This is a genomic window from Aerosakkonema sp. BLCC-F183, from assembly GCF_041929145.1.
Lineage (GTDB): Bacteria > Cyanobacteriota > Cyanobacteriia > Cyanobacteriales > Aerosakkonemataceae > Aerosakkonema.
The window spans coordinates 1-12,526 of record NZ_JBHFNU010000122.1 but is presented as its reverse complement, the minus strand read 5'-3'; the positions used below and the strand labels follow the sequence as shown (position 1 = coordinate 12,526).

Below are 12,526 nucleotides of genomic sequence, written 5' to 3'. Positions count from 1 at the left end.
CTCTTCACTGCATCTGCGGTTGAAATTGGAACAAGGAATAGACAACATTGCGACGAATTGCTGTCATCATTTCCAAGAAAGTTTCGTATCCCTCGCTCTTATATTCGATCAGCGGGTCTTTTTGACCGTAGCCGCGCAGACCGACACTTTCTCGCAGAGCATCCATTGCTTGTAAATGCTCCCGCCAAAGGGTATCGATTTGCTGCAAGATAAAGAATCGCTCCGCTTGACGCATCAATCCCGGCTGAATTTGTTCTATCTGGGCTTCTTTGAGGTCGTAGGCAATTCGCACTTGCTCGTGCAGGAAAGTTTTGATTTCGCCTACAGAAAAATCTTCTAATTGATTTGCTTCCATATCAGACAACAGATAGACAAATTCCTTCACCTTACTCACCAGCTTACCTAATTCCCATTCTTCCGATGGCAGCTCTGGGTTGACGTAAGCATCTACGATGTCGTCCATCGTTTTTTCAGCGTATTTAATTACCTGCTCTTTCAAGTCTTGACCTTCCAGCACCCGCCGCCGTTCGGCATAGATAGCGCGACGCTGATTGTTCATTACTTCGTCGTATTCAAATACCTGTTTGCGGATGTCGTAGTAGTAAGTTTCTACCTTTCTCTGGGCACCTTCCAGGGAGCGAGTGAGCATACCGGATTCGATCGGCATATCTTCTTCGACTCGGAACATCTCCATCATGGACTTAACGCGATCGCCGCCAAAAATCCGCAACAAATTATCTTCCAAACTTAAGAAGAACTTAGTAGAACCTGGGTCTCCTTGCCGTCCCGCACGTCCCCGCAATTGGTTGTCGATCCGCCGAGATTCGTGTCTTTCTGTCCCGATAACGTGCAAACCGCCCAATTTTACTACTTCTTGGTGTTCGCTGCTGGTGTATTGTTCGTATGTCCTGCGAATCGCATTGTAAGCTTCCCGCAGTTTTTGAATTGCGGGGTCGTCGGTGGGCGCTTTTTCAGATGCTACCGCTACCTTATCCTCGGCTTCTAATTCCGATAAACTGTTTTCTCCATACTGGGAAACGGCAACTTCTACCGCGTCTTTGAGCATCTTTTCTGCTTCCCGCGATAGTTGTACGGGGAAAATTTGCGGTGATGCTTTCCAACTTTTCACTTTCTTGGTAGCGCCGGGAGCAAAACCTATCCCACCGCTGCGTTCTGCTTCTGCGCCGGGAACTCGCCGGATCGAAAATTCATCTTCCTCTTGCTGTACGATCCTGGGCATAAAGTATTCCCGCAATTTCAGCCGCGCCATATAATCGGCGTTACCGCCGAGAATGATGTCTGTACCGCGACCGGCCATGTTTGTCGCGATCGTCACCGCTCCTTTGCGACCTGCTTGAGCAATAATTTCCGACTCGCGTTCTACGTTCTCTGGCTTGGCATTGAGGAGATTGTGAGGAACGTTTCTTTCCCGAAGTAGCGAACTCAGGAGTTCTGATTTCTCAACGCTGGTAGTACCAACCAATACCGGGCGACCGAGTTGGTGCATTTCCGCACATTCTTCAGCAATTGCCCGCCATTTGGCTGCTTCTGTTTTGTAGACCACATCCGACATATCTCCACGGATATTGGGTCTGTTTGTGGGGATAATGCTTACTTCCAGCTTGTAAATCTTTTCAAATTCTGCTTCTTCCGTTTTGGCAGTGCCGGTCATACCACCTAATTTCGGATAAAGCAAGAAAAGGTTTTGATAGGTAATCGTCGCCAGAGTTTGAGTTTCCGGTTGAATTTCTGTTTGCTCTTTTGCTTCTATCGCCTGATGCAAACCATCGCTCCAACGCCTACCGGGTAGCACGCGACCTGTAAATTCGTCTACGATTACTACTTCGTCATTACGGACGATATAGTTTACGTCTTTGATAAAAAGTTCTTTGGCCTTAATCGCATTGAAAACGTAGTGAGCCCAAGGATCGTTAGGGTCGTACAGGTCGTTAACTTCCAGCAGTTTCTCAGCTTGTGCAAACCCTTCATCTGACAAGATGACATTACGTGCTTTTTCGTCTACTTCGTAATGGTCTTCTTTATTCAATCCCATCGCCACTTGTGCTGCCCGAATATATTTTTCGCTTGGCTTCTCCACTTGGCCTGAGATAATCAGAGGGGTGCGAGCTTCGTCAATTAAGATTGAGTCAACTTCGTCAATTACGCAATAGTTAAAAGGACGTTGTACCACTTCTGACATAGAGGTGGCCATATTGTCCCGTAAGTAGTCGAAACCAATTTCGCTGTTTGTGGCGTAGGTGATATCGCACTGATAATTTTTCTGGCGTTCTGTCGAATTCATGCCTGCTTGGATCAGCCCTACGCTCAATCCCAAATAACGATGTATTTGCCCCATCCATTCGGCATCCCGCTTCGCCAGGTAATCGTTAACCGTGATAACGTGTACCCCTTTGCCGCTGAGAGCGTTTAAGTAAGCGGGTAGAGTGGATACCAGAGTTTTTCCTTCCCCTGTTTTCATTTCCGCGATTTGTCCGGAGTGTAGTATAATTCCACCCAATAGCTGCACGTCAAAGTGCCGCAATCCCAAAACGCGACGGCTTGCTTCTCGCACTGCGGCAAAAGCTTCTGGCAGTATTTCATCGAGGATTTCTTTTTCCTCGCTGGGAGTTTTGGCTTTGGCGAGGCGCTCTTTAAATGCGGCTGTCTTGCCGATCAGTTCTCGATCGGAAAGAGCCTGCATATCTTCTTCTTGGATGTTGATTTCGGCAATGTAAGGTTGAAATTTCTTGAGTTTACGAGCGTTTGGATCGCCCAGCAAAGTTTTTAACATGGCAGTATTTGTTAGCTGTTAGTTGTGTTGTGTGAAAAGGCTTTGGCCATTTTTCATTTTTATTCTGTTATTTGGCGATCGCACTTGGCGGGTGGCATTAGCTCGACGATCTATCTGTTAGCTATTTGCATTTTTTGCACTTACCTGGAATATTAATAACTTCTTAGTTAGCTCCCAGATTTTCATTTCTTTTCTTTTGCCACCCGATCTACTAGCGATTGGCCGATCTATTCGCCGCTGCCAAATTACTCTCATCGCTTCCCCATTTACTCAGTTACTAATGAAACTGCGGCAAAAGAAGGATAAATTTGTATTTGGAAACAGACCGGAACTAACTTTCGAGCAAATAATTACCTGGTAACGCATCTGGAAGAGAGCGGAATACACAAAAATAAGCTCAGCAGACTTTATGCTAGAAAAGCCTTCTCGTCAGGAAGGTTAGCTAAAATCCCACGGCTACAAACCGTGTCTGGTGGCTGGAAAAAGGATTTTTAAGAATATTTTAATCTTATCATCCTCAATTCCGCTCTTGGCTATACAGTTGACTGGTGGGAATTCCCCACTTGTTACCGTAATTTCTGCCCAGAGAAAAGTTCCCGATTGCGGCTTTTGACTGTTATGTCTTGGCATTTGGCGCGGCAATAAAGGCTACCCGAAATGGGGCAGCTTACGGGGCGTTTTGCCATTCTGAGGAGAGAGTGCGAAAATCGTATTGCTCCACTTTGGGGTGACAGGTGACGCAACTCCCCATGTTAGCGGGTTGGGGTAGTTTGACTCTGGGATGGAGCGCTTTAAAATAGCGAGATTGAGCTATTCGATAAGGGGTTTGTTCTTCTTCTGGTGCTTGAGTGCGGGAGAAAACTCGCAAGTAGTCCCACACTAGGAAGCGTTCGGGGTCTACCAGGGGCTTAAGTTTTTTGCCATAATGTTCCTCATCTTGGATGAGGTTTCGCCAAGTTTCCGTGGGTAAAACTGCTGGCGGTAGGCCAATGTGACAGCTGGCACAGTTTTCAAGATATAGTTGTTGTCCGAGTTGATATCGCTGCGGAACTATGTCAACTGTAGCGAGGGGATTTGGCGAGGGAATGTTGATTGCTTCGCCGGATGCTGGATATACGGCGGGAGATACTTGCGGTATGGTTTGGCTTTGTCCGGGATATTGCGTTAACAGGATAAAACCCCAGGCAATGACGCTACTCCACAGTAAAAGTAACAAAAACAAAACGATCGACGAGCGCTTAGTCTGTTTGTGGCGCGATCGTCCCCGATAAAGCTTTGTTCGTACTCTACTGTCAGACAAATAGGGCTCCCAACAACACACCTAATATTTTAAGGAACTGATACAGATCTTAACAGGCGCTCTACAATAGTTTTTGCCCGCCGCCCACCAGATGGAATGAGACGGTGGGAAAGCACGTAGGGTGCCAGAAACTTTACATCATCGGGAATAGCGTAATCTCTACCGAGAATAAAAGCAAGGGCTTGGGTAGCTTTTTGCAAGGCGACTGTACCGCGAGGACTGACGCCCAAAGTAATTTCTTCATCTTCTCGCGTGGCTCGCACTAAGTTAAGGATGTAATGTTGTAGAGTGGCTTCCACCTTGACTTGACCGCACAAACGCCTCAACTCGAAAACATCCTCAGTTGAAATACACGGTTGCAGTTCATCGACGCTGACTCCTTCGTGAAGCCTTTGCAGCATTTGCAATTCTTCTACTTCGCTGGGATAGCCGAGTGTCAGGCAAAGGGTGAAACGATCCATCTGGGCTTCTGGCAAGGGAAAGGTGCCTTGATATTCGATCGGATTTTGGGTAGCAATGACAAAAAACGGGTTGGGAACTAAGCGAGGTACCCCATCCACAGTTACTTGCCTTTCTTCCATTACTTCCAATAAGGCGGACTGGGTGCGGGGTGTAGCGCGGTTAATTTCGTCTGCCAGCAGGATGTTTGCGAATACAGGCCCAGCCAGAAATTCAAATTCACCGCTACTTTGATTCCAGATATTGGTTCCCGTGATATCGCTGGGGAGTAAATCGGGAGTGCATTGAATGCGTTGAAATTTGCCATCGATCGAGCGAGATAGCGATTTGGCCAGTAAGGTTTTACCTACTCCCGGTACATCTTCGAGGAGGGCGTGCCCACCGCTAAGGAGGGCTACCAATACTAAGCGGATGGCATCAGCTTTGCCAACAATAGTACGGCCCAGGTTTTCGGTGAGTATTTCAATATGTTTTCTCATATTGGTAATGGGTAATCGGTCATGAGTAATGGGTAATTTTTTAATTTTAAATTGCAGATTTTAGATTTAATTTCAAGCTAATATTTGCAATTATCCATTACCTATAAGCAGCGCTCTAGCGGTTGCCGAGTCTACTTCGATTTGCGCTTTGAGCGCTGCGAGGGAAGCAAATTTTTGTTCTGGGCGCAGGAATTTTTCTAAACTTACCGTTATAGTTTTTCCATACAAATCTCCAGCCCAGTCTAACAAGTGGACTTCCACTGTTGCACTTGTGCCATTCACGGTTGGGCGGCAGCCAATATTCATCACCCCAGGTAGAAGGTGAGATAATGAATTTTCAGTTAAATTATTTTTTTCTTTGCCAGAAAACTCTGTGCTATCTTGGCTAAAATTTTGTGCTGGTTCGATCGCAACTCGCACGGCGTAGACGCCAAAATGGGGTATTAATTTTTCGCGAGGCAATTGCAGGTTCGCGGTAGGAAATCCTAGAGTTCTGCCCAGTTGCTGACCTTTGACGACTGAACCTGTGAGAGTGTAAGGTCTCCCCAGCAAACGATTTGCACGCTCAATATCTCCGGAGAGGAGCGCTTGGCGGATAATCGAACTGCTGATTCTTTCGCCTTCGCTATTTTGAATGGGCACTATAATTACTTCCACATCGTATTTGGCTGCGATCGCTTGCAAATCGGCTGATGTACCCGATCGCTTATATCCGAAACAAAAATCCTGCCCTACGCTCACTCGCTCAGCCCTCAGTTGCTGTACGAGAATGTTTTCTACAAATTCGTGCGGGCTGAGAGCGGCCATTTCCCGGCCAAAAGGCAACATCACCAGCTGTTCCACACCAAGGGAGGCGAGATGAATAACTTTTTCATCGGGAGGGGTTAACAAAGCACGCGATTTCCCAGTGAAAAACTCTTGGGGATGGGGATTAAAGGTGACAACGGTTGCATAGAAATTTGTGCTGATACTCAATTTATCAATAGAGTCCCGGCTTTCGGAAATAGTATTTTCCAGAAGGCTTTTATCCTCTGGGCAAAGACTTTCTGCGGGAGAAAACGCCGCTAAGCTTCGAGTAGCCAAGGATTCAGCTAAGGATTCTGGCAATACGGGTTTAACCACCTGTTGATGCCCTCGATGTACGCCATCAAAGTTTCCCAGGGCAACAGCAGTTGGAGTTAGAGCAGTTGTTAGCGATGAGGTAACCCACACGCTTTACATTTTACACAAATCAGACTCTCGGCGAATTTCAAATTTCAGATTTGGGATAACAAAATTGGAAAATGGCATCGACAATCTGCGATCGGCAATCTGGAATTAACCGATTAGGCAGTTACTTTAGCCTCCTGTAGGTCTTCAGTGACGGATACCGATGGTGGCACTATCTCTAGGGTTATTCCTTCTCGTGCCAGCAGGGTATTGGGAAACGACTTCACAGCCTGTTCTCCTACCATATCCAAGAAATCATCGTCATGCAGGGGATCGTGGTGGAAAATTACCAATTGCTTGACATTGGCTGCCTTGGCCACTTTAATCGCTTCCTGCCAGGTAGAGTGTCCCCATCCTACCTTACTTGATTTTGGGGAATGGTATTCCTCGTCTGTATACGTAGCATCGTAGATCAGCACGTCGGCGTTGTGAGCTAGCCTGACAACAGTTTCATCCAAACGATCTGGATAATGTTCTGTATCGGTGATGTAAGCTGCGGAATAACCGCGCCAGTTGACGCGGTAGCCCATTGCTTCCCCTGGATGATTTAACAAACCAGTTTCCAGCCGAACATCCCCCAGTTCAACACTGTCTCCCATTTCCAGATTGTAGAATTTCAGCTGGGCTCCCATAATCTGTAGTGGGACGGGAAAATTTGGGTGCAGCATTTGATCGTTGAGGCGCTGCTGGATAGTGGCACCATTGGGAGCCATAGCTCCATATATATGGAAGCAATTTCCCTTGATAAAGGCTGGTAAAAAGAAGGGAAATCCTTGAATGTGATCCCAATGAGAGTGGGTAAAAAACATATAAGCTTCTAGAGGCATATGCGAGAGGAGAGATTGTCCCAAAACTCGTAAGCCGGTGCCACCATCAAAAATCAGGCGTTTTCCACCCACGCGCATTTCTACACAAGGAGTATTGCCGCCATAGCGGACTGTGTGTGGCCCTGGACTTGGGATACTACCTCTGACGCCCCAGAAGTGAATCGTAAATTGGTTTTGCATACTAGACATGGGTGTTGCTCGCTTTCCTTCCTCAACCAGTCCCTTATTCGGATTTTGCATCTTCGACCGTTTTTTAATCAGACCCCAGAGCTGCATTTAAGGCATTTTGTGCTAGCTAGCTTTTTCATAACTTTGACTGTAGCTCAGTTTTTGTTCCTCAAATGGTTGCTACTGGCCTGCCCAGTCAGTGTTTATGTATGAGAGGGGCTAATCCTGATGTAGCTAGTTTGCCTCCGAACTATTGATGCTGTCGGTTAATCGTAGATGAAGCTAATCTCTCGCAGCAGTACCAGACTGAGATGTACCGCTTGAAGCAAACTTGGTGAATGTTACCCTAGCTAATAAATTTGCCTACAGTATTATTGTTCACCATGCTAACGCTAATCCGCTGCCTTTCGGGAAGCCTGCTGCACGAAATCATCACCAATACCATCCACTCCAACAAACACTCATTTTAGTTATTCAGATGCAACTGAAGGTACCATTTTTTTACTTAATTTAAACCGCATAGCAGTCTAGAATCTGTAGCTTTATCAAGGTCGGGTGATTCTAAGCTCTTGGCAATAAGGGAGTCATCATCGGCAAAGCGGTGAAAATCAAGCTTTTCGACGCTGGCCTATACCTTACTCCGGACGCGACGCTCGCCAGCCGCTACGCTTGCACAGGTATAAACCATTGGTTGCCTGTGGTGAGCGATTGCTACGTGGCGGTTTGCCGAACGCTCTTTTTCCTGGTTTCTCTGGTAGAAGACGCTCAAGGTATTGACTTCATATCGTATCAGTCATGGCGAAACCAAGGCAGTGATCTGAGACACTGGTGTTTGGTAAGTTTCAACAATGCTAATTTTTAATTTTTTCCCCATTTAGCAAGAGACAGCTTTTTGCCATAGGTTCGGGCTAAAGCTCACAGGGCGGTTTTCACCGACCGCTTAACGAGACCAAATGTACTGAGACAGGGACTGCCAGCTTGGTGGGTTGGGATATACCCTGTGAGCGGGCGCTAAATTCGCCGGAGAAAGACTGCCGGAGAATGCCTCTTTTCTCTACGTTGCCAGCTTTATCCGGATATCGATCGCTCTATATCTGTAAGTATATCAATGACTTTTAGTTTTAGATAACTCCCGATCTTATCAGAGCTTGAACTGGGTACTTGCCATTTACTCGATGAAATGTTGGCTACTTTAACCTGAGTAATACATTGCCAATTCAGACTCCATATAAGAATGGATAATAAACCAGGCTCTTTGGTTTGATAAAATTTATGTTACTTTTTATTCAAACTCAATCTGAGTTTACTGATTTTTTATCTCTAATTGGCAATTATTTCATCGATTCGTGTTTCATTTACACGATTTATTTTTTTTTACAGCATTGTTGTATTTTGCAACTTTCCTCATTTCTGGGCACATAATAATCATTATTTAGTTTACAAACGCCCTAATGCTGAAATTAATTCACTAGGCTTTTCTATTAAAAAATCAGGGTTTTGTTTGGCTAGTATTTGTTTGCCATTAAATCCCCAAGTGACTGCAATAACTTTTATATGACTCTTCTTTGCGGCCTCTATATCTCTGGTTTCATCGCCGATATAGATTATTTGTTCTGGTTTTAGTTTGTTTTGCTTAATAAATTTATTTATTATTTTGCTCTTCCCAAATATATTTTTTGCTGAATAAATAAAATCAAATAAATCGGGCATACCATTTTTATCCAAAAAACTCAGGACATTTTCTTTATCGTTAGAAGTAATAATACCGATTGTGTTACCTTGTTTCTTTAACTCAAACAAAGTTTCCTTTATACCTGGAATGGGCGTTAAATAATGAATTTTACTATTTAATTCAATTTTTAACCTTTTTAAAATAAAAGGCAACTTAAAAAGAGAGACACCTGACTCCTTAATAACATCTCTAGATGTTAAATTTCTGTATTTAACAATATCCTCTGGTGTAGCTTTTTGATAACCAAATTCAGGTGCTAATAAATTACTAATATTAACTATTGTCTCAAAAGTATCGGCAACAGTGCCGTCAAAATCAAAAATAATAACTTTTACGCTCATGATTTTAGGAAAGAAATAGAAGTACGATAAGTTAAGAGTTATAAGTTATAAATTCAAAATTTGTAACTTATAAGCCTTGAATGTTAGAGCGGGCATTCCGTCGCAACATTTCTGGTTTAATTCGCCGCAGCGCAGATGCGGGGAAACGACTCTGCCAATCTTCATCGGAAATTTCAGCTAACTGCATGAGTTTGGGAGCCACATTACCAGGATAAGGCTGAAACTCATCAATGTCAGTTTCTTTAGCAAAACGCTGGTTCCAGGGACAAACATCTTGACAGATATCGCAACCGGCAATCCACCCCTGTAAATGGGAGGCGATCGCATCCGGCAATTCTTGAGCGCGATTTTCAATTGTGTGATAAGCGATGCAACGATTAGCATCGATCGCAAAGGGTTGGGAGATCGCACCTGTCGGACAAGCTTCCATACAACGAGTACAAGTGCCGCAGTGTTCGGTATGAGGGCGATCGGGCGCTAAATACAAATTAGTTAGTACTTCGCCCAAAAATACCCAAGATCCGTACTCTCGCGTAATCACGTTACTATTTTTAGCAATCCAGCCAATACCAGCACGTTGAGCCCAGACTTTATCCTGAATGGGACCAGTATCGGCATAATAACGGGCTTGAATTCCTTCTTCTTGTGCTTGCAACCAGTTTACCAGCGCTTTCAGCTTTTTATGTAAAACCTTGTGGTAATCCCGTCCCCATCCGTAACGTGATATTTTGCCGTATTCCTTGCCTTCTGGACGCTGATGAGGCGTATAGTAGTTGAGAGCAAGGGAAATAATAGATTGCACCTCTGGCATTACCAGACGGACATCTTGACGTTTGGGGTTCTCCATCCATACCATATCCGCGTGGTAACCCAAGGCCAACCATGCTTGTAATTGCTGCGCTTCTGAGTCAGCTTGCGGTTCGACAGCCGCAATTCCAACCTTGTGAAACCCCAGATCTAAAGCTTTTTGCTTTACCTGAGCGGTGAAAGCGGAAACTTCCCACGTTGATTGTTTTTTGGAATTCATAGATCGAAAAAGGCGAGGTTTCCAGTGATATAAATCACATTTTAGCCAAACTTAAAACTATAATTGCAAACTTATCGGATTTACAAATTTGACTTGCAAATTATGAAAATATCTTGCACTCTGTAAAAAGAGAGAGAGATTCATTAACTCCTCAACAATCTCTCTTCCAAGAAAGAAAAGTGAGAGAGTTTAGCTCAGTTCCTAGCTTACAGTAACGCAAAAACTGGGTATCAGTTTTCACTACCTTCCAGGGCAAGGAGTTTCTATGACCTTTATGGCAGACTTCGCTTCAATCTGCTTCTCTAAAACTTTCATTTCTAATCGCCTAGTCGATCCGGTTTCTGCGACCACAGCTTTATTTAACCGTCTCAGTGTGGATGACCAACTGGCAGTCCTTTGGTACGCTTATGCCGATTGGGGTCGTTCGATCGCACCTGCCACTCCCGGATCGGCTCGTTTACATCTGGCAGAAGGTTTGCTCGATCGAATCAAGCAGATGTCTCATGCTGACCAACTACAAGCGATGCGTGACTTGGTTACCAAGGAAGACACCCAGATCGGTCGTTCTTATGGTGTTCTGAGCCCCAACACCAAGTTAGCTTTTTGGTATCAATTAACGAAATGGATGACTCAAGGTTTTATGGTGCCTGTGCCAGTTGGCTACCAGCTTTCTTGTGATGGAGAAAGGGTGTTCAAAGCTGTCAAGGAGTTAGATTTTGGTCAACAGATTACATTTCTGCGGGATGCGACGATGGATATGGGTGTCGATCCGTTGGCTGACTGAGCATCTTCATAAAGTAAGAATTAAAATTTTTTGAGAGAATGCTGATATCGTTCGGCAGAATCTTTCTGAGGGAGCAGGTTTCGGCCTGCTTTTTCGTTTAATTTGTTGGATGTTTGTAATTACGATCGAACTTAGTTTTGTCTGACTGAAATTATGGGAGAATTAGTCACCATGCAGACTGCCGATGTGATCAACTCTAATTTAGAATCTCCTGCCACTATAAGTTTAAAGATTGAGGGTGTTACGGAATCTGTTATATTGCGTTATTTCGAGAGGATGAATGCAGGCGATTTTCAGGCAACAGCTGCTTTATTTGCTGCTGATGGAGCGATGCTGCCGCCGTTTGAATCGCCAGTTGTTGGAGTAGATGCGATCGCAGCATATTTGCAACAAGAAGCTCAAGGAATGCGACTTTATCCTCGCGAAGGGATTGACTTACCCCTAGAGGATAGCTACATTCAGTTTCAAGTAAGTGGAAAGGTACAGACTCCTGTTTTTGGTGTTAATGTTTCTTGGCTTTTTGTACTCAATCCGCAGAGGGAAATTTTCTCCGCAACTATCAAACTATTAGCTTCTCCGCAAGAGCTATTAAGTCTGCGTCACTAAAATGTTTTATGAATGAATGATTCATGTAGCTCTGTTGCTTGCTGGAAGGAACGCCAAATCATCTGACGCCCTAAATCGATGTCTTTGGGCGAAAATTGCCAGTCTGGATGACCAGTTCTCAGAAGATTTTCTAAAGCTTCTGCATCGAAGAGGTGCCAGACTGGAAAACCTTGGATTTCTGATGCGATCGCGTAACAGTTTTCGCTGATGCAGTGAATGCTGCAAGCGTTAGCAGCTCGTAATAAATCCATTTGCTGTCCCGGTTGCAGCGCCCGAAACTTCCGAATACTTTGCTTCCATTCAGTTACGCAAGACACCCTTAATCCTGGAATTGGTACTTTGAGGCTATTTTCACCGTTAACTGCAATCCAATAATGACGTCCTGGATCGATTCCTTCGAGCCAAATTGACTCATCATCTAAACGATAGCGTGGGGCTAGAACAAACGGCTGCTTCATGCGAATTCACTATATATTAAAACTTTACAAAAGTCAAGAATTTGGCAAGCTCCTCTTTTTGTCCGCACTGCCTTTCAATTTTCCAGAGGGGTGAGGTATTTGCTTAACTTGTAAAAATATTAAAAGTTTTTTATAAGTTATTGAATTACAATGCAATAAAAATTCATAAAAACTTTAATAATAGTTACAATTGCTTCATATTTATCTGACGGGGCGACAACTATAGCTCAAAGGTAGACTGGATAAGCATTTCGGCGCGATGACCTCGTTGATAATAAGGTAATTTATGAGGACTTAAAGACATTAATTTAGCAGTTTGTTCACTAAATAAATCTAGAGATTCCA

At 44.3% G+C, this 12,526-nt stretch carries 10 protein-coding genes; 2 read left to right on the top strand and 8 right to left on the bottom strand.

Going from position 1 to position 12,526, the window contains the following annotated elements; all coding sequences use genetic code 11:
* Positions 1–4: 4 nt before the first annotated feature.
* From secA to queG, 7 genes are all read right to left on the bottom strand, one after another.
* Positions 5–2,791, bottom strand: coding sequence for a preprotein translocase subunit SecA (gene secA, locus ACE1CD_RS35505; protein ID WP_374796877.1), 2,787 nt, complete (start codon positions 2,789–2,791; stop codon positions 5–7).
* A gap of 667 nt (positions 2,792–3,458) precedes the next feature.
* Entirely contained in the window at positions 3,459–4,091 is a 633-nt protein-coding gene (locus ACE1CD_RS35500) for a diheme cytochrome C (protein ID WP_374796875.1), read from the bottom strand.
* A 29-nt stretch (positions 4,092–4,120) separates the two neighbouring features.
* The gene (locus tag ACE1CD_RS35495) at positions 4,121–5,029 is read right to left on the bottom strand and encodes an AAA family ATPase (RefSeq protein WP_374796873.1); all 909 of its coding nucleotides are present in this window, start codon (positions 5,027–5,029) and stop codon (positions 4,121–4,123) included.
* 90 nt (positions 5,030–5,119) lie between these two features.
* Entirely contained in the window at positions 5,120–6,241 is a 1,122-nt protein-coding gene (locus ACE1CD_RS35490) for a bifunctional riboflavin kinase/FAD synthetase (RefSeq protein ID WP_374796871.1), read from the bottom strand.
* A 113-nt stretch (positions 6,242–6,354) separates the two neighbouring features.
* The gene (locus tag ACE1CD_RS35485) at positions 6,355–7,254 is read right to left on the bottom strand and encodes an MBL fold metallo-hydrolase (protein WP_374797069.1); all 900 of its coding nucleotides are present in this window, start codon (positions 7,252–7,254) and stop codon (positions 6,355–6,357) included.
* A 1,416-nt stretch (positions 7,255–8,670) separates the two neighbouring features.
* Positions 8,671–9,306 (bottom strand): HAD-IA family hydrolase, encoded by a 636-nt coding sequence (locus tag ACE1CD_RS35480; protein ID WP_374827788.1) that lies wholly within the window; start codon positions 9,304–9,306, stop codon positions 8,671–8,673.
* Positions 9,307–9,373: 67 nt separating this feature from the next.
* Positions 9,374–10,333, bottom strand: coding sequence for a tRNA epoxyqueuosine(34) reductase QueG (queG, locus tag ACE1CD_RS35475; protein ID WP_374796867.1), 960 nt, complete (start codon positions 10,331–10,333; stop codon positions 9,374–9,376).
* Between the two features lie 265 nt (positions 10,334–10,598).
* Between queG and ACE1CD_RS35470 the strand changes: the two genes are divergently transcribed.
* Together ACE1CD_RS35470 and ACE1CD_RS35465 are read left to right on the top strand one after the other, a co-directional pair.
* The gene (locus ACE1CD_RS35470; RefSeq protein WP_374827787.1) at positions 10,599–11,117 is read left to right on the top strand and encodes an orange carotenoid protein N-terminal domain-containing protein; all 519 of its coding nucleotides are present in this window, start codon (positions 10,599–10,601) and stop codon (positions 11,115–11,117) included.
* Positions 11,118–11,270: 153 nt separating this feature from the next.
* Positions 11,271–11,723 carry a ketosteroid isomerase family protein gene (locus ACE1CD_RS35465; protein WP_374796863.1) on the top strand — a complete coding sequence of 151 codons (453 nt, stop codon included), beginning with the start codon at positions 11,271–11,273 and terminating at the stop codon, positions 11,721–11,723.
* Here the strand turns inward: ACE1CD_RS35465 and ACE1CD_RS35460 are convergent.
* Positions 11,720–12,181, bottom strand: coding sequence for a hypothetical protein (locus ACE1CD_RS35460; protein WP_374796861.1), 462 nt, complete (start codon positions 12,179–12,181; stop codon positions 11,720–11,722). The two genes, ACE1CD_RS35465 and ACE1CD_RS35460, sit on opposite strands and share 4 nt — an antisense overlap.
* Between the last annotated feature and the right edge of the window lie 345 nt (positions 12,182–12,526).